18 protein-coding genes are annotated in these 23,382 nt (G+C 63.7%); 10 read left to right on the top strand and 8 right to left on the bottom strand.

Annotated elements, in window-relative coordinates:
• The first annotated feature begins 75 nt into the window (after positions 1-75).
• Positions 76-366, top strand: coding sequence for a hypothetical protein (locus tag HU764_RS11095; RefSeq protein ID WP_186678210.1), 291 nt, complete (start codon positions 76-78; stop codon positions 364-366).
• A 139-nt stretch (positions 367-505) separates the two neighbouring features.
• On the opposite strand, the gene HU764_RS11090 is transcribed toward HU764_RS11095, so the two are convergent.
• From HU764_RS11090 to HU764_RS11075, 4 genes are all read right to left on the bottom strand, one after another.
• Positions 506-1,933, bottom strand: a complete 1,428-nt coding sequence (locus HU764_RS11090) for a sigma-54-dependent transcriptional regulator (protein ID WP_027593402.1) — start codon at positions 1,931-1,933, stop codon at positions 506-508.
• Positions 1,902-3,395: a sensor histidine kinase gene (locus tag HU764_RS11085; RefSeq protein ID WP_186703763.1), complete on the bottom strand. Its 1,494-nt coding sequence runs from the start codon at positions 3,393-3,395 to the stop codon at positions 1,902-1,904. Before HU764_RS11085 ends, HU764_RS11090 begins: the two co-directional genes overlap by 32 nt.
• 284 nt (positions 3,396-3,679) lie before the next feature.
• Positions 3,680-5,140, bottom strand: a complete 1,461-nt coding sequence (locus tag HU764_RS11080) for a sensor histidine kinase (RefSeq protein WP_186703764.1) — start codon at positions 5,138-5,140, stop codon at positions 3,680-3,682.
• Between the two features lie 119 nt (positions 5,141-5,259).
• Positions 5,260-5,853 carry a transglycosylase SLT domain-containing protein gene (locus HU764_RS11075; RefSeq protein WP_027593405.1) on the bottom strand — a complete coding sequence of 198 codons (594 nt, stop codon included), beginning with the start codon at positions 5,851-5,853 and terminating at the stop codon, positions 5,260-5,262.
• Positions 5,854-6,038: 185 nt separating this feature from the next.
• Between HU764_RS11075 and gspG the strand changes: the two genes are divergently transcribed.
• Positions 6,039-6,464, top strand: a complete 426-nt coding sequence (gene gspG, locus HU764_RS11070) for a type II secretion system major pseudopilin GspG (protein ID WP_027593406.1) — start codon at positions 6,039-6,041, stop codon at positions 6,462-6,464.
• 11 nt (positions 6,465-6,475) lie between these two features.
• On the top strand, positions 6,476-7,666 hold the full coding sequence (locus tag HU764_RS11065) for a type II secretion system F family protein (protein ID WP_186678194.1): 1,191 nt from the start codon (positions 6,476-6,478) through the stop codon (positions 7,664-7,666).
• Here HU764_RS11065 and HU764_RS11060 read toward each other — a convergent pair.
• Complete coding sequence (locus tag HU764_RS11060; RefSeq protein ID WP_186703765.1) at positions 7,660-8,967, bottom strand: LLM class flavin-dependent oxidoreductase; 1,308 nt, start codon at positions 8,965-8,967, stop codon at positions 7,660-7,662. The genes HU764_RS11065 and HU764_RS11060 overlap by 7 nt on opposite strands.
• A gap of 138 nt (positions 8,968-9,105) precedes the next feature.
• Positions 9,106-10,047 carry an ABC transporter substrate-binding protein gene (locus tag HU764_RS11055; RefSeq protein WP_186678192.1) on the bottom strand — a complete coding sequence of 314 codons (942 nt, stop codon included), beginning with the start codon at positions 10,045-10,047 and terminating at the stop codon, positions 9,106-9,108.
• Between the two features lie 306 nt (positions 10,048-10,353).
• Here HU764_RS11055 and HU764_RS11050 point away from each other — a divergent pair, with 306 nt between their 5' ends.
• Together HU764_RS11050 and HU764_RS11045 are read left to right on the top strand one after the other, a co-directional pair.
• Entirely contained in the window at positions 10,354-10,962 is a 609-nt protein-coding gene (locus HU764_RS11050) for a cysteine dioxygenase family protein (RefSeq protein WP_027593410.1), read from the top strand.
• Positions 10,959-12,545 carry a rhodanese-related sulfurtransferase gene (locus HU764_RS11045; RefSeq protein WP_186703766.1) on the top strand — a complete coding sequence of 529 codons (1,587 nt, stop codon included), beginning with the start codon at positions 10,959-10,961 and terminating at the stop codon, positions 12,543-12,545. The genes HU764_RS11050 and HU764_RS11045 overlap by 4 nt, the downstream gene beginning before the upstream one ends.
• A 15-nt stretch (positions 12,546-12,560) precedes the next feature.
• Here HU764_RS11045 and HU764_RS11040 read toward each other — a convergent pair whose 3' ends face one another.
• Positions 12,561-13,244: a tetratricopeptide repeat protein gene (locus HU764_RS11040; RefSeq protein WP_186703767.1), complete on the bottom strand. Its 684-nt coding sequence runs from the start codon at positions 13,242-13,244 to the stop codon at positions 12,561-12,563.
• A 255-nt stretch (positions 13,245-13,499) separates the two neighbouring features.
• On the opposite strand from HU764_RS11040, the gene HU764_RS11035 reads away from it, so the two are divergent.
• Complete coding sequence (locus tag HU764_RS11035; RefSeq protein WP_186703768.1) at positions 13,500-14,744, top strand: DUF1835 domain-containing protein; 1,245 nt, start codon at positions 13,500-13,502, stop codon at positions 14,742-14,744.
• 42 nt (positions 14,745-14,786) lie between these two features.
• Here the strand turns inward: HU764_RS11035 and HU764_RS11030 are convergent, their stop codons facing one another.
• Positions 14,787-15,908, bottom strand: coding sequence for an MFS transporter (locus tag HU764_RS11030; RefSeq protein WP_186703799.1), 1,122 nt, complete (start codon positions 15,906-15,908; stop codon positions 14,787-14,789).
• 330 nt (positions 15,909-16,238) lie between these two features.
• Between HU764_RS11030 and mexE the strand changes: the two genes are divergently transcribed.
• From mexE to HU764_RS11010, 4 genes are all read left to right on the top strand, one after another.
• On the top strand, positions 16,239-17,480 hold the full coding sequence (gene mexE, locus HU764_RS11025; RefSeq protein ID WP_027593415.1) for a multidrug efflux RND transporter periplasmic adaptor subunit MexE: 1,242 nt from the start codon (positions 16,239-16,241) through the stop codon (positions 17,478-17,480).
• A gap of 12 nt (positions 17,481-17,492) precedes the next feature.
• Positions 17,493-20,672, top strand: a complete 3,180-nt coding sequence (locus tag HU764_RS11020; protein ID WP_027593416.1) for an efflux RND transporter permease subunit — start codon at positions 17,493-17,495, stop codon at positions 20,670-20,672.
• Positions 20,669-22,084, top strand: a complete 1,416-nt coding sequence (locus tag HU764_RS11015; RefSeq protein WP_186678177.1) for an efflux transporter outer membrane subunit — start codon at positions 20,669-20,671, stop codon at positions 22,082-22,084. Before HU764_RS11020 ends, HU764_RS11015 begins: the two co-directional genes overlap by 4 nt.
• Positions 22,085-22,274: 190 nt before the next feature.
• Entirely contained in the window at positions 22,275-23,330 is a 1,056-nt protein-coding gene (locus tag HU764_RS11010) for a tetratricopeptide repeat protein (RefSeq protein WP_186678174.1), read from the top strand.
• Positions 23,331-23,382: the final 52 nt, after the last annotated feature.

The following is a 23,382-nucleotide window of genomic DNA, read 5'->3' as shown; positions in this document are numbered from 1 at the left end:
GGCACCAGGCGCGGGCTTAATGGCCCAATCGAAATAGAAGCCTTGCCCCCATCCCGATGCAAAGGAGCTTGCCCCATGATCCGCACCTTCCTGCTTGCAGCCGTACTGGTTTCACCGCTGGCCCTGGCGGTCGGCACTGGGCCCACCTACCCCGACGACCCGCACAACCCAGCGCCGACACCGGGTGTAGACAGCACGCTCAACCCCATTGAAAAGCCGATGCCACGCGACACCGACCCGCGGATCGAGGGCAATGACCCCGAGAGCCCGCCAGCCACCCAGGATGATGGACGGGATTTGCCAGGGATGGATGGCAGTGGCTCGGAAGGTACTGGGCGCCAAGGCACGAGCACGGGCAACCCTTGACCCCCCTGTAGGAGCAGCCTTGTGCTGCGAAGAGGCCGGCGCCAGCAGCGAAGATTCACTGTGTAGTTGCCGGCCTCTTCGCAGCACAAGGCTGCTCCTACCCAGAGCGCGCGCTTGGCCTAAGAAAAGGGGGCAATGCTCACCACTGCCGCTTGTCTGGCCTGGTCAACCCGAGCTTTTCGATCCGGTAACGCAGCATATCCCGCGATAGCCCCAGCATCCGCGCCGACTTGGTCACATTCCAGTCAGTCCGGTCCAAGGTCTTGCACACCAAATCCCGCTCCATGTCCGGCAGGCTGGTACCCGGCTCTGGCTCATGCCGTGGCATCTCAAATACTGCAGGCGCCTGCTGCTGTATCAACGGCTCGTCGATCAGCGTCATGCACAGGTTCAACTGATGCGATTGCACCACCTCATTGGGTGCCAGCAACACCGTCTGCTCCAGCATGTTGCGCAGTTCGCGCACGTTGCCAGGCCAGCTGTAGCTCAGCATCAGGGCCTCTGCCTCGGCGGAAAAACGCAGGTTCGGCTTGCCATAGCGCCGCCCGTGGTGCGCTAAAAAATGCCTGGCCAACAGCAGGATATCCTGCCCCCGGGCATACAGCCGCGGTACCTTCAAGGCGATGATGCGTAGCCGGAAGAACAGGTCGCGGCGGAACTTGCCTTGCTGCACCATCTGTTCGAGGTTGCAGTTGGTAGCGCTGATCACCCGCAAGTCGACCTTGCGCTCCTTGACCGCGCCAATGCGGCGGATGCTGCGATCCTCCAGCAGTTTGAGCAGCTTGGCCTGCAGCACAAGGTCCATCTCGCCGATTTCATCGAGGAACAGCGTGCCGCCATCAGCGGCCTCGACCAGGCCTACGCGGCGCTCCTTGGCATCGGTGAACGCGCCTTTTTCATGGCCAAACAACTCCGCCTCCAGCAAGTTGGCCGGGATCGATGCGCAGTTGAATTCGATGAATGGGCCCTTGCTGCGCGAGCCATCAAAATGCAGGGCCCGGGCCACCAGTTCCTTACCAGTACCGGTCTCACCCTCTACCAACACCGGCGGCAGGTCGTCGCTGGCCATGCGCCGCTCGGCGTCCAGCACCTGGCGCAGGGTGTGCTTGAGGCTGTGCATCACCGGCGACTCGCCAATCAGTGCCTGCAGCCCGGACTTCTGCGCCTCGCGCTCCTGGTAGAACGACAAGGTGCGCTCCATCCTTTCAGCCGCCAGGGCCTTGTCCAGGGTCAGTTTAAGCTCGGCCAGCACCACCGGCTTGGTCAGATAATGAAAGGCGCCCTCCTTCATGGCCTGCACCGCGTCTTCGACATTGCCGTAGCCGGTCATCATGATGACCTTGAGCGCGGGCGCCTGCGCCACCAGCACGCGCAACAGGTCATGCCCACTCATGCCTGGCAACGAGTTGTCGGTCAGCACCGCATCGGGCTGGGCCTGCTTGATCTGCTCCAGCGCAAGCTCCGCGCTGTGGCAGACCGTCACCTCGTAACCCTTGAGGCTCAGGTAGGTGCGAATGTTGTCAGCAAGGATTTCATCATCCTCGACTACCAGGATGCTGTGTTCCATGGTCCCCTCCCGCTGCGATATTGAAAGTAAGGCTTACGCGGGTTCCTTCCTCTTCGCGGCTGCTCAGGCTGACCGAGCCGCCAAAACGCTCCATGATGCGTTGCACCAGGGCCAGGCCTACACCGAGGCCGCCCTGCTTGGTGGTGAAGAACGGCTTGAACACCATCCGTTCCTGCTGTTGGCTCATGCCCTTGCCGGTATCGCTGAGCAGCAGCATGGCACGTTGGCCGTCCTGCACGTTCACTTGGGCGCGTAGCACACCCCCTGCCGGCATGGCTTCAAGGGCATTGGAAAACAAGCTGTTGAGGATTTGCGTCAGCTGCAGCGGCTGGCTGGCCACACACTGCACGTCGGGGCCCTCGTAGCAGAACTGCACGCCGTTGCGCGCCATCTGCTGGGCGAAGGCCAGGTGGGTGTCCTCGATGGATGCGACCAGGTCCACGGCCTCGGGCTCGTCACTGGTCGGGCGCAACGACACCAGCAAGTCGCGCACCCAACGTGACATGCGGTCGACCTGGCTGATGATGTCGGTGATGTTCTTCTGTGCGGTGGGGTTGGCGATCTCCTGGGCCAGTTCGGCGCTGGAGCGGATGTTGGCCAACGGGTTGCGCAGGCTGTGGGCCACCGCAGAGGACATTTCGCCCAGTGCCACGTAGGTTTCACTGGCTACCAGGCGGTCTTGCTGCTGGTTGAGCATCAGCGCCGCCCGGCGCACGATCCAGAACAGGCCAAAGTAAATCAGCGCGCCACCCATCAGGGTCGAGGCCCAGATCAGTACATAACCGCGCTGGATACGCCGGATCAGGTCCTGCGGCTCCTTGTAGATTTCCACCATCGACAGCACCTGCTCGCCTTGGCTGTCGAACAGCGGGATGTAGTTTTCGATGAACAGGTACTTGGGTTCGCGCAGAAACTTCTGTTCTTCACGGTCGTCCTCGGCCTGGTGGTAGCTGGCAGACACCGCTTTGCGCGAACGGAACGCGCGCTCCAGGTCGCCGTCCTCCTCGATCCGCTCGCCAATCAACTGAGGGTTGGTGGACCAGACAATGGTCCGGTCGCGGGCGTAGACGTTGGCCAGCAGGGTATCGGGCAGGTGTTCGACGTGGTCGAGGAACTCGACACGGGTCGATTCGGCCAACGCCGGGGTGAACTGCAGGTGTTGCAGGTCAAGGCGCGGATCGAGCAGTTCGCCCATGGTGGTGCCCGGCGGCAGTTGCGAATGGCGGACCTCGGCCTGGGCCATGGCCTGGATGAACTGAGCGGTGAGCATGGCATCGCGCTCCACGCTGTCGCGCACCACGAAGCGCGTCGACACATAGCCCAGGCCACCGGCCACCGTGGCGATGATCACCAGGCTGATGATCGAAAACCAACGCAACAGGTTGAACTCGCGCAACGGCGCCGCAAAACCACGGGTGGCCGCAGACGCTTTGTCGGGCACTTCGTTTTCCAGCATCTGCATTGAGGGGTTCCCGCGCTGGGCGTCCGTTCAGAAGCGCACCCTTGCCACGATTAGTAGCAATTTAATGGCACTTCACCCAGGTCGCCAAGGCGACCCGTTGTTGCCATGCTCACGTTGCAAAAAATCAGCCAGTAGGCTAAAGAAAAGACATATTCATATTTTTCAATCACTTGAGATAACTTATTAAACCCTGGTCAAGCTTCAGTCCCCACTTTTGGGTAACCATTACCCAAAAAAATCTAGCTGTTATAAATCATATACTTGCGATCTGAACCTAAAGCCCACTAAGAAGACTTGGCCAACCTGAAATTCAGCGAAACGCGGGTGCCATGCCCTAGGCTGCTGCTCAACCTCACCGCGCCACCAAAGCGCTCCATGATGCGTTTGACCAGAACCAAGCCAACGCCCAGCCCGCCCTGCTTGGTGGTGAAGAACGGCCTGAAGGCCATGCGCTGCTGTTGCTCGGTCATGCCCTTGCCGCTATCGGACAGGCGCAGCGTCAGGCCGCGCCGGTCGTGGCGCACCACCTCGACACGCAACTTCCCGCCCTGCTCCATCGACTCCAGTGCGTTGGCAATCAAACTGCTGAAAATCTGCCGCAGTAACGCCGGGTGCCCCAACACCTGAACCGCCGGTAACGGTTGCAGGTCGAGGGTGACGCCGCTGCGCGCCAGCGGTACCGCAAAGGTCTGCAGGCTTTCCTGCAGCGCCTGCGGCAGGTCCACCGCCACCGCCTCGTCATTGAGCGGGCGCAGTGACTGCAACAGCTGGCGGATCCACTGCGACATGCGGTCGACTTGGCTGATGATGTCGTTGATGTTCCTTTGCGCCGGGCCCTCGTCGAACGCCTGCGCAAGCTCGGCACTGGAGCGGATGCTCGCCAGCGGGTTGCGCAAGCTGTGCGCCACCGCCGAAGACACCTCGCCCAAGGCCACGTAGGTTTCATTGTTGATCAGCCGTTTCTGCTGCACCGCCAGCAGCTTGGCCGCGCGGCGCATGATGCCGTACAGGCCGATATAGACCAGCCCGGCGCCGACGGTGATCGCCATCCAGATGAGGATCAGGCCATGTTCGATGCGCACGATCAGGTCATGCGGTTCCTTGTAGATCTCCACCATGGCCGTGACGTGCTCGCCATCGGCGTCGAACAGCGGTATGTAGTTTTCAATGAACAACTGCTCAGGCAGGGTCACGAACTTTTGCTCTTCGCGTGCCCGTTCGAAGTCGTGGTAGCTGGCCGAGACCCGCATTTTGTACTCGAAGGCGCGGTCCAGGTCGTCGTCGCCTTCGATCAACTTGCCGATCAGCGCCGGGTTGGTCGACCAGATCACCGTGCGGTCCGGCGCATAGATATTGGCCAGCAGCATGTCCGGCAGGTGGGCGATGTGGTCGAGAAACTCGCCCCTAGCCTTGCGCCGGGCATCGGGGTCGACATCCGGCAGCGCCGTGCGATCGGTACGCGGGTCCAGCAATTCGCCCATGGTGCGCACATTGGGGATCGACACATGGCGCACTTCAGCATCAGCGATAGAGGTGATGAACTGAGCGGACAACAGCGCATCGCGCTCGACGCTTTCATCGATGATGAAACGGCTGGAGATCAGCCCCAGCCCGACCGCGACCGAAAGGATGATGGCCAGGCTGACCCAGGCATACCAGCGCAGCAGGTTGAACGGCTTGCGTGGGGCTGTCGCCTCGGTACCGGCAGGCACTCCAAGGGCGTCGGAACGGGGGGCGATGTCCATGGCGGACTCCACAGCTGGGCACCTTTGAAGGTTATAGCCCAGAGTTGGGGGAACCATGGTTCTAAATTGATGTCATCCGCCGAAGGGTGGCCGCCGCGCTGCTCGGCCACGTCGTTTTCCTACAGCGGCGAGTCGTCCGCCAGCCCTTGCAGCTTGCGGTAATCGCGCAGCACGTTGGGCACGTAGCGGCGGGTTTCGGCGTACGGTGGCACTGCCCCACGGCGCAGCACCGCGTCGGGGCCGGCGTTATAGGCGGCCACGGCCAGGGTGATGTCATTGTCGAACAGGGTCAGCATGCGTTTCAGGTAGCGTGCCCCACCCTGTACATTGTCCTCAGGATCCAGGGCGTTCTCCACGCCCATCTCACGCGCGGTATCGGGCATCAGCTGCATCAGCCCCACCGCGCCCGCCGGCGAGCGGGCCTTGGGGTTGTAGCCCGACTCAGCCTTGATCAGCGCATGCAGCAGTGCTTGCGGCACGTTGTGGGCCAACGCTGCAGCGGCCACCAGCTCGGCATAGGGCCGCCCGGTGATCATTTGCGCACCGGCAGCGCCCGCCTGGGCCAGCGGTTCGCTGATCACCCGCTGATACTGGCGCCCGGGCCGATGGACGTTGGTCAGTACGTAGCCGCCCTTGGCATCGATGGAGATGTACACATCGGCCTGGGCGGCACCCGCCGCCAGCCAGATCAAACCCAGGATAAGTCCACGCATGTCGGTCGCCTCTTCGTCGTGGCCCCCGATGTGGGGGAAATGCCCCGGAAAACCCGAGGTTGCAGACCACGACGCAAGCACTGTGCCGCTTCCTGCACCGCATGGCGCAAGGCCCCGAGGCAGACGTGCACGGCTGTTGCATGGTGCCTGCCACAGCATGTTCCTACGCAGCGGAGGGCATCACCATGCAGCGCAGATCCAACCCCCAACGTGGCTTCACCCTGCTCGAACTCCTCGTGGTGCTGGTTGTGCTCGGCCTGCTGGCCGGTATCGTCGCGCCCAAGTACTTCAGCCAGCTTGGCCGCTCGGAGGTCAAGGTGGCGCGGGCGCAGATCGAGGGTTTGAGCAAAGCCCTGGACCTCTATCGCCTGGAAGTCGGGCATTACCCCAACAGTGAACAAGGCTTGCAGGCACTGGTCATCGCCCCAAGCGGCGAGGCCCGCTGGACCGGCCCGTACCTGCAGAAGGCCGTGCCGCAAGACCCGTGGGGCCGCGCCTACATCTACCGGCAACCCGGTGAGAACGGCGGCGAGTACGACCTGCTGTCGATGGGCAAGGACGGCCAGCCCGGTGGCGACGGTGAGAACGCCGAAATCACCAGCTGGCAATAAGGAGCTCGGCCATGCGCTACAGCCTCAAGGCCCTGGGCAGACAGGGCGTGGTGCAATTGCAGATCGATGCCGAAGATGCCGACCAGGCGCGCCGCCAGGTCGAGGACCAAGGCTTGCGGGTGGTCAGCGTGAAGGGCCAGGGCAGCGCCTTGCGCGGCATGGCCTGGCGCCGCGAAGCGAGCTTTGACCTGGTGTTGTTCAGCCAGGAGCTGTCGACCCTGCTCAACGCTGGCTTGCCATTGATCGATGCTCTGGAAAGCCTGGCGGAAAAAGCCCCCGCTGCGGCCTCGCGCAAGGTGCTCGGCGAACTGGTGCGCCAGCTGTACGAGGGGCACTCGCTGTCTCAAGCGCTGGGCCGCCAGCCCAGGATATTCCCGGCCCTGTACGTGGCGCTGGTGCAGTCCAGCGAGCGCACTGGCGCCCTCGGCGACGCCCTCGGCCGCTATATCGCCTACCGGCAACGCCTGGACCTGGTGCGGCAGAAACTGGTGGGGGCGTCGGTTTACCCACTGCTGTTGTTGCTGGTCGGTGGTGGCGTGGTGCTGTTTTTGCTCGGCTACGTGGTGCCGCGCTTCAGCCAGGTGTTCGAAGGCATGGGTACCGAGCTGCCGTGGCTGTCACGCCTGCTGATGCAGATCGGGTTGTTCTTGCATGCCCAGCAACTGCCGCTGGCGCTGGGCAGCGTGGCGGGCATCACCGCCCTGGTGCTGCTGCGCCGCCACCCGCTGGTACGGCGCTGGGCAGCGCGCCAGCTCAGGCGCATGCCAGCGCTGCACCAGCGGCTGATGATGTACGAACTGGCGCGCTTCTACCGCTCGCTGGGCATCCTCCTGCAAGGCGGTATTCCTATCCTCACGGCCATGGGCATGGCCCGCGGGCTGCTGGGTAGCGCCGCCGCGCAGGGTCTTGAACAGGCCAGCCAGCGCGTGGCCGAGGGGTTGCCGCTGTCCGATGCGCTGGAAGTTGGGCAGCTGGTGACGCCTGTGTCGCTGCGGCTGCTGCGCGCCGGTGAGCAGTCGGGCAACCTTGGCGAAATGCTTGAGCGTTGCGCCGACTTTCACGACCAGGAGATTGGTCGCTGGGTGGAATGGTTCGTGAAGCTGTTCGAGCCGCTGCTGATGACGTTCATTGGCCTGTTGATCGGCTTTATCGTGATCCTGATGTACATGCCGATCTTCGAATTGGCCTCGAGCATTCACTGAAGGCTAAGGCCGAGGCTTTCGCGCAATGTCGTGCCTTCATACGCGGTGCGGTAGACGCCACGTGCCTGCAGCAATGGCACCACTTCTTCGGTGAAACGGCGGAACTGGCCTGGATGGCCAATGTAGATATTGAAGCCATCCAGCGCCCGCGCCTCGAACCACTCGGTCATTTTTGCCGCCACCGTTTCGGCGGAGCCGACGAATGCCCCCGGGCGTAACTGGCGGCTGAACTCCACCGCCTGGCGCAAGCTGAAGCCCTGCGCCCGCGCCTGGTCGGCAATACGCTTGGCATTGGTGAAGAAGCTGCTGCGGGCATGCTCCAGGCTCTCCTGAGGGAACGGCGCATCGAGGTCGTACTGGGTGAAATCGTGCCACCCGAAATTGCGCCCGAACTCCTTGAGTGCCAGTTCGAAGCTGTGGTCCTGCTGGTGGTAGTGGCGCTCGATCTCACGGGCGTGGGCATCGGTGTCGCCCACATAGATTTCTGCACCTGGCAGTACCAGCAACTGCTCCGGGTCTCGCCCCAGGCGCGCGGCACGTTCCTTGACGTCACGATAGAAGGCCTGGCCCTGCTCGATGCTGGCCGCGTGGGTGAAGATCACATCAGCGGTGGCGGCGCCCAGATCGCGGCCCTGCTGCGAGTCGCCAGCTTGGAAGATTACCGGTTGGCCCTGGGGCGAACGCTGGATGTTCAAGGGCCCCACCACCGAGAAGTGTTCGCCCTTGTGGTTGAGCGCATGCAGCTTCGAGGGGTCGAGGAACTGGCCCGTGGCGCGATCACGCGGGAAGGCACCGTTTTCATAGGAATGCCACAAGCCTTGCACCACTTGCACGTGTTCCTCGGCGCGGGCGTAGCGGGTGTCGTAGTCATAATGCTCGTCACGGCCATAGTTACCAGCAGTGCCGGCATCGCCGCTGGTCACCACGTTCCAGCCGGCGCGGCCTTTGCTGATCAAGTCCAGCGAGGCCAGGCGACGGGCGACGTTATAGGGCTCGTTGTAGGAGGTGGTCAGGGTACCGACCAGCCCGATATGCCGGGTGGTGACGGCCAGGGCCGAGAGCAGGGTCAGCGGCTCCAGGCGGTTGAGGTAATGCGAGGGTGAGCCGGGGGTGATGTATTGGCTGTCGACGATGAATATCAGGTCGAATAGCGCAGCCTCGGCCTGGCGGGCGATGTCGATGTACCAGTCGATGTTGACACTGGCATCGGCCGGCAGCTCGGGGTCGAGCCAGAGGTTATGGCGGCCAGGGCCGCCGCAGCCCATGGTCAGGGCGCCGAGTTTGATTTTGCGGGTGGTCATGGGGAGTCCTCTGAAGTGATGGGGCTGTACCGGCCTCTTCGCGGGCAAGCCCGCTCCCACAGGAAAAGCGCCATCTTCAGCGTCGACGCGGTCCCTGTGGGAGCGGGCTTGCCCGCGAAGAGGCCGGCACAGCCAAACTCAATGGTCGTTGGCCAGCGCCGCTGCAAACGAGGTATCGAACAGGCTCGCTGCCGGGTAGGCCTTGATCAGCCCAAGCCCGGCAAAGAAGTCCACGGTCTTCTGCGCATCGACAATCACCTGGGGGTTGAGTGGCGCCACGTCGGTGCGCGCGCGGGCGAACCAGGCCCGGGCAATGTCGCGGTCGGCGCGGGTGCGCTTGGCCCAGGCGTCGGCATAGGCCTCGGTGTTGGCAGGGTTGTTCAAGGTCCAATCACGGGCCTTCTTCAAACGCTGCAGAAAATCAGTGATCTGCGCACGCTTAGCGTCGACAGCCTTGGCGTTGGCCACCACAAAGCTCTGGGCCGGAATCAACCCTTCGGCCGTGGCCAGCACTCTGGCGCCTTGGCGCTCCTGTTGGGTGACATAGGGCTCCCAGGTCGCGATCACGTCCACCGAACCACCATCCAGGGCGTGCGAGGCATCCAGCGCGCTGAGGTAGCGCAGCTCCAGTGCATCGCGGGGCACGCCGGCCTTGTCCAGGGCGCTGAACAGCAGTTGCTGGCTCCACGAGCCTTTCCACAGGGCCGCGCGTTTGCCGCGCAAGTCTTCAAGGCTGTGAATGTTCGAATCCTTGCGCGCCAGGATGGCGACCCCTTCGAGGTTCTGCCGGCTCACCGCAATTACCTTGATCGGTGCCCCCAAGGCACCGAGAAACAGCGGCGGCGCATCGCCCAGCAGGCCAATGTCGAGGCTGCCGACATTCAAGGCTTCAGCCACCGGGGAGCCTGCAGTGAACTGCTTCCATTCCAGGGTATAGGGCACGTCATCGAGCACGCCGGCGGCTTCCATCACCGCACGGGCATTAAAGCTTTGATCGCCGACCACCAGGGTCTGCGCGGCGGCGGCCAGGCTCAGTGAGGTGGCCAGCACACCGGCGGCCAGTTGCTTGAGGTATCGCACGTTCGTCTCCAGGGCCAATAAAGGCGCAACTAGGTAGTCGATCCGCCCGTGCGGTCTCGCTTTGATAAATGACAGTGGTATGCGCTTTGAATCTAACCAGCGCCTTGCTTATAAGTTATCGATGTATAAAGCCTGTGGGAAATTCGTTGTAGGCATAACCTAATGCCTCCGACGGTGGCCTATTTCAAAACAGATAGGCGAGCCTGTAAATGCATTTTTTGCATATTAGCTTATGATTAATTTTACTTTTGTGAATATTCAGCGAGTTTGCTAGGGTTAACCGAAACCGTCAGCCGAGCCTGAACCATGAGCCAACCCCTGCGCCTGGAGCGCCTTCGACACTTCATCGGTGCGCTTTCGGAGCTGCTTGACCGAGCCCCCGACGAAGCCACCCTCCTCGACCAAGGCCAAGGCCTAATGCGCAGCCTGGTCGCCCATGACGACTGGTTACCCGAAGCTCTCGCCCAACCGGACCCAAGCCGCTACCAGCAATACCTGCTGCATTGCGACTCGCGCCAACGCTTCTCTGTCGTCAGCTTCGTCTGGGGGCCAGGGCAGCAGACGCCGATTCACGATCACCGAGTCTGGGGGCTGATCGGCATGCTGCGCGGCGCTGAATATTCGCAAGGTTTCGCCCGCAGCGAGCAAGGTGCGTTGCTGCCGGCCGGTGCGCCGGTGCGGATCGACCCTGGCCATGTCGAAGCGGTTTCGCCGCGTATCGGCGACATTCACCAAGTCAGTAACGCCTTCGACGACCAAGTGTCGATCAGCATCCACGTCTACGGCGCCAATATCGGCGCGGTCAGCCGGGCGGTGTACCTGGCCGACGGCACTGAAAAACCCTTCATCTCCGGCTACTCCAATACCCTCCTGCCCAACATCTGGGACCTGTCCAAAGAGAATCCAGCCCCATGAGTACTGTCGCCACCCGTTCCTTCCATGACATTCGCCGGGCCTTGCTGGCCCATGAAGAGCTGGCGTTGATCGATGTTCGCGAGGAAGACCCGTTCGCCCAGGAACACCCGCTGTTTGCCGCCAACATCCCGCTGTCGAAGCTGGAGCTGGAAGTCTTCGCCCGGGTACCGCGGCGTGACACCGCCATCACCCTGTATGACGACGGTGAAGGGCTGGCTACGCTGGCTGCCGCGCGCCTGTCGGCGTTGGGTTACAGCGATGTGGCACTGCTCGAGGGCGGCCTGGCTGGCTGGCGCGCGGCTGGCGGCGAGTTGTTCCGTGACGTCAACGTGCCAAGCAAGGCCTTTGGCGAGCTGGTTGAAAGCGAGCGGCACACGCCGTCGTTGGCGGCCGAGCAGGTGCAGGCATTGCTCGATGCCAAAGCCGATGTGGTGGTGCTCGACGCCCGTCGTTTCGACGAGTACCAGACCATGAGCATCCCCGGCGGCATCAGTGTGCCGGGGGCCGAACTGGTATTGCGCGTGGCCGAGCTTGCGCCGAACCCCGCCACCCAGGTAATCGTCAACTGCGCGGGGCGTACCCGCAGCATCATCGGCACCCAATCACTGGTCAACGCCGGCATCCCCAACCCGGTGGCGGCACTGCGCAATGGCACCATCGGCTGGACGCTTGCCGGCCAGCAACTGGCTCACGGCCAGCAACGCAGCTTTGCCCCCGTTAGCGACACCACCCGCGCCAGCGCCGCCGGCCGTGCCCGCGCCGTGGCTGACCGTGCCGCAGTCGCGCGGCTGACTCGCGATGGCCTGGCGGCCTGGCAGGCAGAGCCCCACCGCACCACCTACCTGTTCGATGTGCGTACCCCTGAAGAGTTTGCCCAGGGGCATCTACCGGCCAGCCGCTCGGTCCCCGGCGGACAACTGGTGCAAGAGACCGACCATGTCGCCAGCGTGCGCGGCGCCCGCATCGTGCTGGTGGATGACGACGGTGTGCGGGCCAACATGAGTGCCTCGTGGCTGGCCCAGATGGGCTGGCAGGTCGCCGTGCTGGACGGCCTGTCGGCAGTGGATTTCAGCGAGCCCGGCGATTGGCAGGCGCCATTGCCGGAACAGCCCCAGGTGAGCGAGATCGGCGTTGACCAATTGCATGACTGGCTGCAAGCGCCAGGCACGGTGCTGCTGGACTTCACCACCAGCGCCAACTACGTCAAACGCCACATCCCAGGTGCTCATTGGGCGATCCGAGCGCAGTTGCCGCAGGTGCTGGAGCACCTGCCGGTTGCCGAACGCTACGTGCTCACCTGCGGCAGCAGCTTGCTGGCGCGCTTTGCGGCGGTCGACTTGCAGGCCCTGACACACACACCGGTGTATGTGCTGGAGGGCGGCACTGCGCGCTGGATTGCCGCAGGCAAACCGCTAGAGCGTGGGGAAACGCACCTGGCAGTGGCGCGCAGCGACCGCTATCGCCGGCCGTATGAAGGCACCGACAACCCGCGTGAAGCCATGCAAGGGTATCTGGACTGGGAGTTCGGCCTGATCGCCCAGCTAGAGCGTGACGGTACGCATGGGTTTCATGTTGTCCGTTAACGTGCGCCCCGGTCATCAGTGACGGAGTAGGTAGGCACCCGCTGGAACATGCTTTTGCAGCTTCTTGCATTTGCCCGGCGGGGGTTGGTGCCCAGGTGGGCGATCGGGGTACCAGATTCGGCATTTGCCTGGCGGCGGCCTGTGGCCCCGCGGTACCTCGAAAGCAGCGTCGTCCATGAGGTATTCAGGCATGCCCACGCGCTGCTGACCGGCAACGCCCGGGCGTTGCTGGGCAGCAGCCAGGGAGACTGATCGCGCGGGCTCCGGGCTGGCCTCTGCGGGTATTACTTGAACGGCCGACGCCTTTACAGCACCCGGCGGCGTACCCGAAATCCGGGCTTGGTTCGCCGCCTCGATCAATTGCAGATTGCGATTGCGCAAGGCCACGTTGCGTCCAACCCGCAGGTTGGAGCGCGCCGCCAACACTTCAGCCTGTTCGTATTGCCCCTGCTGCAGGCGCAGCACACCCAGGTAGTGCAGCGTGGCGGGGTTGTTCGGCTGGATTTGCAGCGCCCGCTCCAGCGTGGCGGCAGCCTGGTCCAGTTTGCCTTCTGCGTACTGCCTGGAGGCTGTTTCGATCAGCAGGGTCGAGGCCGTGTTACTGCTTGCAGGCGCCGTGCGCTCGCCGGCGGTGATGGAATCGCACGCGGTGATGCTGAACAACAGGGTTAAGGCCGACAGCATACGCTTGCTTGGCATGAGGAACGCACTCGACGGGTCCAGGTGGGCCTGGTTCGAAAGAAGACGCTATCGACCTGAACATGCCATCGAAGTTCCCGATCAACCGCTCAGATACGCGTCAGGCCATTGCTTCACCGCCCACTAGCCGCTAGAGTCCGCCCTAAGGCGTTCGCTGCGCCTGCGGTCCGCGCGAAGGGGTGCCCAAGCCACGCTTCATCTCATTTTCATTCCAGCTCCCGGCTTGTCGGCGGACCGAGCCCCAAAGGAGTTGGCATGCCCGCCATCCATGCTTCCCGTCATCACGGCCTGCTCGATCTGGCCGACCTGCGCAAACGCGCCAAACGCTTGCTGAAAGCGCTAAACAACGGCGAGGCCGAGGACGCGCGCGCCCAACTGCGCCTACTCGGCCTGACTGGCCCGCATTACAGGCTCGCTGACACCCAGTGGCTGCTGGCCCGTGAGACGGGTTTTGCCAGTTGGCCAAAGCTCAAGGCGCATGCTGACGCTGTCGCCTTTGCAGCGCGCCACCCAAACTTCACCGCCGATGGCGAGGCCACCGTGCAGCACTGGCGCTGCGGCAATGACATCGCCCATAGCTTGCGCACAGTGGGCTTTAACGGCGCGTTTCACATGTTCGACGACCCGATGGTCATGGGGCCGGTGCCGGCACTGCCAGAAGATGAGTACTGGCCCGTGCGTGCCGCGTATACGCAACAGGCGTTCAACCTTGGCGCGCAGGACGTCGAGCAGCGCCAGGCTAAACAGCGCGCGGCACTGGCACAGTTGAACGCTGACAGCGAAGTTGTGCTCTGGTGCGAAGGGGATGCTTACGATCAGCTATTTTTGATCCGAGTTCTGGCAAGCCTGCCCTGCCTGCCGCGGCGGCTCGAACTGATCGAAATTACCGAGGTGCCCGGCGTCGAGCGCTTCATCGGCATCGGCCAACTCGCCCCCGACCTGCTTGCCTGGCTTTGGCCACAACGGCGGCCTTTGGGCCCAGACGCCATAGCGTTAGCGAAGCAGGCTTGGGCTGCCTATACCGCACCAGACCCACGCGCCTGGGCTGCCCTTGCGGCTCAGAAGCACCCGTCTTTACCCCAATTAAGCGCAGCACTTGCGCGCCAGTTGCAGGAACTGCCAGGGGCAAAGGATGGCCTGAGCCTCACAGAGCGCTTGCTGTTACGTATCCTCGCGCAAAAGGGTGATCGCCCGGCCGGCCGAGTGTTTGCACAGCTGATGATGCACGATGAACCATTGCCTTACCTGGGCGACCTGATGTTCCACGTGCTGCTGCAACCGCTGATCCATGCACCGCACCCGCTGTTGCTGGAAGGCTCAGGAGAGGGCTGGACGCAACGGCCCTTGAGGCTGACTGCACTGGGCGAAAGCGTTCTCGACGGGCAGGCCAATTGGCTGGATCAGGCGCCTCCCCCGCGCTGGGTTGGCGGTGTACTTATCGACGCTGAGCAAGCGCCTTGGGTAGTCAGCGAGCGAGGCGAAGTCTGGCAGCGCCGTTAGGGAAATGCTGCTGGCGCTTGAACTCAAAGGGACTCAACCTTTTCAAGCGCCGGCACGTACCCGCCGCATCACCATGCCCACCAGCACCACATTGACCAGTGCCAGCAGGCACAAGGTTACCAATACCCCCATTGAGCCAAAGTGCTCAAACAGATAACCACCCACCAGCGGCGTCAATGCCTGGCCGATCAGCGAAGGCCGCGACATGCGCCCCATCAGCAGCACATACTGCGCGGGGGGCATCATTGACAGCGGCAACAGCCCGCGCACGATCGCTCGCAAGCCGTTACCGCAGCCGAATACCAGCAGGCCCACGGCCGTGGCCGCCGGCACCAGCGTCACCAGCAGCAAGCCCACCAGCACCAGGCTTACCCAGGCCAGCGCCGTCCAGATCGGGTGACGCTTGCCCGCCAGAATCTGCAGCACCCGCGAGGCCACCTGGCTGGGGCCGAGCATCGCCGCCAGGCCGATCGCCACCGGCAGCGAATGCCCAAGGCCCTGGAGCACGGCGACCAACTGCACGGCAATCGCCGTCATGATGATCGCGCCAATGGCGAACATGCCGGTCAACAGCAGGTAGAGCTGGCGATCTACCCCGACTGCAGCGCTGTTCTGATGCGCCTTGCGCACCTCGACCTGCCCGCCTGGCGGCAATACACGCCAATACAACGGGGCTACCACCAGTAGCAGCACGACCGCATAACACACGCAGGTCATGCGCCAGCCCAGATGCTCGATGGCCAAGGCTACGGTCGGCCACGACAGGGTCGAGGCAAAGCCGGCAATCAAGGTGATGCCAGTGATAGCTTTGCCAGCACCCTCGCCATACAGGCCGCCCAGGGTCGAGAACAGGGCCTCGTACAGCCCCATGGCCATGCCCACACCGATCACCGCCCAGGCCAACAAGAACACCACCAGGCTGTGGCTGGCAGCCATGATCAGCAGGCCCGCTGCAACCACCGCACCACTGGCCGCCATTTGCGGGCGGCCGCCGTAGCGGGCGACCAAGCGGCTGGACAGCGGGGCGCACAGCGCCGAGACCATCAGGCTCAGCGACAACGCGCCGTATACCCACTGGCTGGGCCAGCCAGTGTCACGGCTGATCGGGTCGGCCATCACGGCCATGAGGAAGAACGAACCGCCCCAGACCAGGATTTGCAGGATGCCCAGGCAGACGATGCCGAGGGGCCTGGGGAATTGGGGGGTGCTTTTCACTACGAGGCCTTGAGTCACATACGAGGGTGCCTGCACCGGCCCTTTCGCGGGGCAAGCCCGCTCCCACAGGAAATGCGCCACCTTCAGCATTGACACGGTTGCTGTGGGAGCGGGCTTGCCCCGCGAAAGGGCCGACAAGGGCACCCTACCATGCCCACCATCGATGAAATATCCCGACATATCATTCAGCGTGATAATAACCTTCGCCCCGTTCGATTCGTGCCTCACGCGCAAGACACTCACACTCCGCCCACTACTAATACATTGGCGGAGTTCTCCATGGAACAATCACTCAAACCCTTGCGCTTTCCACTCGCTGCCCTGGCAGTCGTAGTGCTCAGCGCTTGCGGTCGAACCCCCGACGCCGTGCAGGCGCCCGCCGCGCCCAAGGTCAGCGTGGCCAAGGTGATCGAGCAGCCGATCAACGAATGGGACGAGTTCACCGGCCGCCTCGAAGCCCCGGAAACCGTCGAAGTGCGGCCACGGGTCTCGGGCCAGATCGACCTGGTTGGTTTCACCGAGGGCGCGCAGGTCAAGAAAGGCGACCTGCTGTTCCAGATCGACCCACGCCCGTTCCAGGCAGAGGTCCGCCGCCTCGAAGCCCAACTGCAACAAGCCAAGGCTACAGCCATTCGCAGCGCCAACGAAGCCCGCCGCGGCGAGCGCCTGCGTGACAGCAACGCGATCTCCGCCGAGCTTGCCGAGTCGCGCAGCAGCGCCGCCGCCGAAGCCCGCGCCGGGGTCGATGCGATCCAGGCCCAACTCGACCTGGCCCGCCTGAACCTGAGCTTCACCCGCGTGACCGCGCCCATCAGCGGCCGGGTCAGCCGTGCCCAGTTCACGGCCGGCAACATCGTCACCGCCGACGTCACCCCGCTGACCAGCGTGGTCTCCACCGACAAGGTCTACGCCTATTTCGACGCCGACGAGCGCGTGTACCTCAAGTACACCCAGCTGGCGCGTGAAGGCCAGCGCGGCCAGGCCACCCCGGTGTACCTCGGCCTGACCAACGAAACCGGCAACCCGCACCTGGGCCAGATGAACTTCGTCGACAACCAGGTCAACCCGCGCACTGGCACCATCCGTGGCCGCGCCGTGTTCGACAACCGCGACGGCCAGTTCACCCCTGGCCTGTATGCCCGCCTGAAGCTGGTCGGCAGCGCCCAGTACGACGCCGTGCTGATTAACGACGAAGCCGTCGGCACCGACCTTGGCAAGAAGTTCGTGCTGGTGATGGACAAGGACAACAAAGCCGCCTACCGCGCGGTAGAGCTGGGACCGAAGCTAGAAGGCCTGCGCATCGTGCGCAGCGGCCTGGCCAAGGACGACCGCATCGTGGTCAGGGGCCTGCAGCGTGTGCGCCCAGGCTCCACGGTAACCCCGGAAGACACCCCGATGGCCAGCGAGCAGACCCTCGCCGCCCTCGCCCAACAGCGCCAGGCCCTGGAGGCCAGCAACCCGGCGCCGAAGGTAGCGGGCGCCACTGTAAAAGTCGCCAGCGCCCAAGCGCCACGCGGTTAAGGGACCACATCGATGAACTTCTCGAAATTCTTCATCACCCGGCCGATCTTCGCGGCGGTACTGTCGCTGGTACTGCTGATCGCAGGGTCGATCTCGCTGTTCCAGTTACCGATCAGCGAATACCCCGAGGTAGTGCCGCCTACAGTGGTGGTGCGTGCCAACTTTCCGGGCGCCAACCCCAAGGTGATCGGTGAAACGGTCGCCGCGCCGCTGGAGCAGGCCATCACCGGCGTGGAGAACATGCTGTACATGTCCTCCCAGTCCACCGCCGATGGCAAGCTGACACTGACCATCACCTTCGCCCTGGGCACTGACCTGGACAACGCGCAGGTGCAGGTCCAGAACCGTGTCACCCGTACCCAGCCCAAGCTGCCGGAGGAAGTGACGCGCATTGGTATCACCGTCGACAAGGCCTCGCCCGACCTAACCATGGTCGTGCACCTGACGTCGCCGGACAACCGCTACGACATGCTCTATCTGTCCAACTACGCCATCCTCAACATCAAGGACGAGTTGGCGCGCCTGGGCGGCGTGGGTGATGTGCAGCTGTTCGGCATGGGCGACTACTCGCTGCGCGTGTGGCTCGACCCGAACAAGACCGCTTCGCGCAACCTGACCGCCAGCGACGTCGTTGCGGCCATCCGTGAGCAGAACCGCCAGGTTGCGGCCGGCCAATTGGGCGCCCCGCCCGCCCCCGGCTCCACCAGCTTCCAGCTGTCGATCAACACCCAAGGCCGGTTGGTCAATGAGGAAGAGTTCGAGAACATCATCATCCGTGCCGGGGCCGATGGCGAAATCACCCGCCTGAAAGACATCGCCCGGGTCGAGCTGGGCTCCAGCCAGTACGCCCTGCGCTCGCTGCTGAACAACCAGCCGGCGGTGGCGATCCCAATCTTCCAGCGCCCAGGCTCCAACGCGATCGACATCTCCGACGAAGTGCGGGCGAAAATGGCCGAGCTGAAGAAGGACTTCCCTGAGGGGATGGACTACAGCATCGTCTATGACCCGACTGTGTTCGTCCGTGGTTCGATCGAAGCGGTAGTGCACACGCTGTTCGAAGCGCTGATTCTGGTCGTCCTGGTCGTGATCCTGTTCCTGCAGACCTGGCGCGCCTCGATCATTCCGCTGCTGGCCGTGCCGGTGTCGCTGATCGGTACCTTTGCCGTGATGCACCTGTTCGGCTTCTCGCTCAATGCCTTGTCGCTGTTCGGGCTGGTATTGGCCATCGGTATCGTGGTGGACGACGCCATCGTCGTGGTGGAGAACGTCGAGCGTAATATCGGGCTTGGCCTGAAACCGCTGGAAGCCACGCAAAAGGCCATGAGCGAAGTGACCGGGCCGATCATCGCCACCGCCTTGGTGCTGTGCGCCGTGTTCGTACCTGCGGCGTTCATTTCCGGGCTTACCGGCCAGTTCTACAAGCAATTTGCCCTGACCATCGCCATCTCGACCGTGATCTCGGCATTCAACTCGCTGACCTTGTCGCCGGCCTTGGCGGCTGTGCTGCTCAAAGACCACCACGCGCCCAAGGACCGTTTCTCGCGGTTGCTGGAAAAGCTGCTGGGCAGTTGGCTGTTCGCGCCGTTCAACCGGTTCTTCGACCGTGCCAGCCACAGCTATGTTGGCGGCGTGCGCCGGGTCATCCGCTCCAGCGGCATCGCCCTGTTCGTCTACGCTGGCCTGATGGGCCTGACCTACCTGGGCTTCTCGTCCACCCCGACCGGTTTCGTACCGGCCCAGGACAAGCAGTACCTGGTCGCCTTCGCCCAACTGCCAGACGCCGCCAGCCTCGACCGCACCGAGGCGGTGATCAAGCGCATGAGCGAAATCGCCCTGAAGCAACCGGGTGTTGCCGACTCGGTGGCCTTCCCAGGCCTGTCGATCAACGGTTTCACCAACAGCCCGAACAGCGGCATCGTGTTCACCCCGCTCAAGCCATTTGACGAGCGTAAAGACCCGAGCCAGTCGGCAGCCGCCATCGCCGCCGCGCTGAATGCCCAGTTCGCCGACATCCAAGACGCCTACATCGCGATCTTCCCGCCTCCGCCGGTTCAAGGTTTGGGCACCATCGGCGGCTTCCGCCTGCAGATCGAGGACCGCGGCAACCTGGGCTACGAAGCGCTGTACAAAGAAACCCAGAACATCATCGCCAAGAGCCACAACGTGCCGGAGCTGGCTGGCCTGTTCACCAGCTACCAGGTCAACGTGCCACAGGTCGATGCAGCCATCGACCGCGAAAAGGCCAAGACCCACGGCGTGGCGATCAATGACATCTTCGACACCCTGCAGGTCTACCTGGGCTCGCTGTACACCAACGACTTCAACCGCTTTGGCCGTACCTACCAGGTCAACGTTCAGGCAGAACAGCAGTTCCGTCTCGACGCCGAGCAGATCGGCCAGTTGAAGGTGCGCAACAACCTGGGCGAGATGATCCCGCTGGCGACCTTCCTCAAGGTCAGCGACACCTCCGGGCCTGACCGCGTCATGCACTACAACGGCTTCATCACTGCCGAGATCAACGGCGCAGCGGCACCGGGCTACAGCTCTGGCCAGGCCGAGGCAGCCATTGAAAAACTGCTCAAGGAAGAGCTCCCCAACGGCATGACCTTCGAGTGGACCGACCTGACCTACCAGCAGATCCTCTCGGGCAACACCGCGCTGTTCGTCTTCCCGCTCTGCGTGCTACTGGCCTTCCTGGTGCTGGCCGCCCAGTACGAAAGCTGGAGCCTGCCGCTGGCGGTGATCCTGATCGTGCCGATGACCCTGCTGTCGGCCATTACCGGGGTGATCATCTCGGGTGGCGACAACAACATCTTCACCCAGATCGGCTTGATCGTACTGGTGGGCCTGGCGTGCAAGAACGCGATCCTGATCGTCGAGTTCGCCAAGGATGAACAAGCCAAGGGCCTCGACCCGCTGGCTGCGGTACTGGAAGCCTGCCGCCTGCGCCTGCGGCCGATCCTGATGACCTCGATCGCCTTCATCATGGGCGTGGTACCGCTGGTGTTCTCCTCCGGTGCCGGCTCGGAAATGCGCCACGCCATGGGTGTCGCGGTGTTCTCGGGAATGATCGGCGTGACCGTGTTCGGGCTGTTCCTGACGCCTGTGTTCTTCTTCCTGATCCGCCGTTTCGTCGAACGCCGCCAGGCCCGCAAGGCCGAACGCGTTCAATCGCTGGAGAGCCACGCATGAATATGCTCAAGCCCCTGACCCCGAGCCTGTTGGCCTTGGCCCTGGCGGCCTGTGCGGTGGGCCCGGACTACAAGACGCCGACCACCGAGCCTGCCCATTTCGACACTGAAATGCAGGCCAAGGCCTACGACCGCAGCCGCTTCGAAAGCATCTGGTGGAAGCAGTTCGACGACCCGGTGCTGAACCAACTGGTGCAGGCCTCGCTCGACGGCAACCGTGACCTTCGGGTGGCCTTTGCCCGGCTGAAGTCGGCCCGTGCGATCCGTGAGGACGCCTCGAACGACCAGTTGCCGGTGGTCACCAGCCGTGCCAGCAGCGAAATCGGCAAAGGCCAGGTCCCCGGCCAGACTGAGCAGCGGATTAACAGCGAACGCTACGACCTGGGCCTGGACATGGCCTGGGAGCTTGACCTGTTCGGCCGTATCCAGCGCCAGATCGAAGCCAGCGAAGCTCAGGAAGCCGCTGCCGCAGCCGACTTGCAGCAATTGCAAGTCAGCCTGATCGCCGAACTGGTCGACGCCTACGGCCAACTGCGTGGCGCGCAATTGCGCGAGAACATCGCCCTGGCCAACCTCAAGACCCAGCAAGAATCGCGCAGCATCACCGAAACCCTGCGCGATGCCGGGGTCGGCAACGAACTCGACGTGGTGCGGGCCGATGCGCGCCTGGCTGGCGTCGAGGCCACCGTGCCGCAGCTGCAGGCCGAACAGGCGCGCGCCCGCCATCGCATCGCCACCCTGCTTGGCCAACGCCCGGATGCACTGAGCGTCGACCTGTCGCCCAAGGCCCTGCCGGCGATCGCCAAAGCGCTGCCGGTGGGCGACCCTGGCGAGTTGCTGCGTCGCCGCCCGGATATCCGCAGTGCCGAACGCCAGCTGGCGGCCGCCACGGCCAACGTCGGTGTCGCCACCGCTGACCTGTTCCCGCGGGTCAGCCTTAGTGGCTTCCTCGGCTTTACCGCCGCACGCGGCTCGCAGATCGGGTCTTCGGCAGCCAATGCCTGGGGCCTTGGCCCGAGCATCACCTGGGCGGCCTTCGACCTGGGCAGCGTACGGGCCCGCCTGCGCGGTGCCAAGGCAGACGCCGAAGGCGCCCTGGCCAACTATGAGCAGCAGGTGCTGCTGGCCCTGGAAGAGTCGGCCAATGCCTTCAGCGATTACGACAAGACGCAGCAGCGGCTGCTGTCGCTGATGCGCCAGAGTGACGCCAGCCGCAAGGCTGCGGAGCTGGCGTCGATCCGTTATCGCGAAGGCACGGTGGACTACCTGGTGTTGCTCGACGCTGAACGTGAACGGCTCAGCGCTGAAGATGCCCAAGCCCAGGGTGAGGTCGAGCTGTACCGCGGTATCGTCTCGATCTACAAAGCCTTGGGCGGTGGCTGGCAACCTGAAACGGTGGCCAGCACGCGCTGATTTCACCCGCTTTATCGACTCCTTTGGTTGGTTCCTCCCCCAACCGTTTGCCCCGCTGGCCTCGGCCTGCGGGGCTTTTTTTGATGCCTTGTACGGGCTGTGACGGCCGTGGCACCGCCAAGCCTTCAGCGGTTGCATTTGCCCCCTAGCTGCCCCAAGCTCTGCCCTTCCTGCCGCCACGGACCGTCCGATGCCCAGACGCAACCGCTACCTGATCGCCTTGCTGCTGCTGATTCTGGTGTCGGCCATGATCAGCTACTTACCGCGAGACGACCAGCCGGCCCCGCCTACGCTGCCCGCGCACAGCTACGCCAAGGCCTTGCGCCAGGCCCATGAAGGCTTGCCGGGGGCAGCGCGGGTGCTGTACCAGCAGTTGCAACGTAACGACCTGGCCCCAATCCGCCGTGCGGCCCTGTATGCCGAGCTGCCCAACTACCCCTCCCCCCAGGCGCTGAAACTCGCGCGCCTGGACCTGGAGCATGCTGACCCGCTGGTACGCCGAGCCGCCATCGCCGGTATCCGCCGCCTGCTTCCCGCCGCGCAACGCAGCCTGGTGCTGGGCCCGTTGCTCGATGATGCGGATCAAAGTGTACGTTTCGCTGCCGTGGACGCCTTGCTCGGCCTCGACCCGGACGCCATAGGCCTGTACTTCGGCCCGTTGCAGGCCGCCCTTGAGCAGTATCAGCAGGCGCTGGAGCAGCAGCCAGAAGACGCCGACGCGCAGGTGCACCTGGCGCGCCTGTACCTGCACGAAAACGACTACACCCAGGCTGCTACAGCCTTGCAACGCGCCCTGCAGGTTGCACCGGGCAATCTGGACGCGCTGGCAACCCAGGTACGCCTGCTGGAGCGCCAGGGCCATCACGACGCCTCCCGCCAGGTGCTGGCCAAGGCCTTGCTGCTGAGCCCCGACTCGGCCTTTCTGCAATATGAACTCGGGCTCTGGCTCAATCGCCACGAGCAACGCGAGTACGCCCTGCTGGCCTTATCGCGTGCGGTGGAGTTGGACACGGACAACGCCGACTATCGCTACTCGCTGGCAATGACCTTGCATGAGCTCGACCAGGTCGACGCTGCGCAAAAGCAGCTGGAAACCGTGCTCAATCGGCAACCGGCCAATCGCCGGGCCCGGCTGTTGCTGATTCAGTACTGGAAAGAGACCGGCCAACTGCAAAACGTCCAGGTGCTGCTGGCCGAGCTAGAGCGCCAGAACCCTGACGATCCGGTGCTGCAACAGGGCCTGTAGGCCCCGCCCCTGATTCGTTGAACCCTAAGCGGCAGCCCGTGGTCCAGTGAGT

This window comes from Pseudomonas kermanshahensis (assembly GCF_014269205.2).
Taxonomy (GTDB): Bacteria; Pseudomonadota; Gammaproteobacteria; order Pseudomonadales; family Pseudomonadaceae; genus Aquipseudomonas; species Aquipseudomonas kermanshahensis.
Note: the sequence above shows the minus strand (reverse complement) of the source record. Positions and strands in the feature narration are given on the sequence as shown.

What these genes read in the sequence shown, in the direction of transcription:
- mexE (WP_027593415.1), top strand. Translation starts at nt 16,239, where the DNA reads ATGGAACAATCACTCAAACCCTTGCGCTTTCCACTCGCTGCCCTGGCA.
- HU764_RS11045 (WP_186703766.1), top strand. Translation starts at nt 10,959, where the DNA reads ATGAGTACTGTCGCCACCCGTTCCTTCCATGACATTCGCCGGGCCTTG.
- HU764_RS11085 (WP_186703763.1), bottom strand. Translation starts at nt 3,395, where the DNA reads ATGCAGATGCTGGAAAACGAAGTGCCCGACAAAGCGTCTGCGGCCACC.
- HU764_RS11075 (WP_027593405.1), bottom strand. Translation starts at nt 5,853, where the DNA reads ATGCGTGGACTTATCCTGGGTTTGATCTGGCTGGCGGCGGGTGCCGCC.
- HU764_RS11080 (WP_186703764.1), bottom strand. Translation starts at nt 5,140, where the DNA reads ATGGACATCGCCCCCCGTTCCGACGCCCTTGGAGTGCCTGCCGGTACC.
- HU764_RS11090 (WP_027593402.1), bottom strand. Translation starts at nt 1,933, where the DNA reads ATGGAACACAGCATCCTGGTAGTCGAGGATGATGAAATCCTTGCTGAC.
- HU764_RS11095 (WP_186678210.1), top strand. Translation starts at nt 76, where the DNA reads ATGATCCGCACCTTCCTGCTTGCAGCCGTACTGGTTTCACCGCTGGCC.
- gspG (WP_027593406.1), top strand. Translation starts at nt 6,039, where the DNA reads ATGCAGCGCAGATCCAACCCCCAACGTGGCTTCACCCTGCTCGAACTC.
- HU764_RS11020 (WP_027593416.1), top strand. Translation starts at nt 17,493, where the DNA reads ATGAACTTCTCGAAATTCTTCATCACCCGGCCGATCTTCGCGGCGGTA.
- HU764_RS11060 (WP_186703765.1), bottom strand. Translation starts at nt 8,967, where the DNA reads ATGACCACCCGCAAAATCAAACTCGGCGCCCTGACCATGGGCTGCGGC.
- HU764_RS11010 (WP_186678174.1), top strand. Translation starts at nt 22,275, where the DNA reads ATGCCCAGACGCAACCGCTACCTGATCGCCTTGCTGCTGCTGATTCTG.
- HU764_RS11035 (WP_186703768.1), top strand. Translation starts at nt 13,500, where the DNA reads ATGCCCGCCATCCATGCTTCCCGTCATCACGGCCTGCTCGATCTGGCC.
- HU764_RS11015 (WP_186678177.1), top strand. Translation starts at nt 20,669, where the DNA reads ATGAATATGCTCAAGCCCCTGACCCCGAGCCTGTTGGCCTTGGCCCTG.
- HU764_RS11050 (WP_027593410.1), top strand. Translation starts at nt 10,354, where the DNA reads ATGAGCCAACCCCTGCGCCTGGAGCGCCTTCGACACTTCATCGGTGCG.
- HU764_RS11065 (WP_186678194.1), top strand. Translation starts at nt 6,476, where the DNA reads ATGCGCTACAGCCTCAAGGCCCTGGGCAGACAGGGCGTGGTGCAATTG.
- HU764_RS11040 (WP_186703767.1), bottom strand. Translation starts at nt 13,244, where the DNA reads ATGCCAAGCAAGCGTATGCTGTCGGCCTTAACCCTGTTGTTCAGCATC.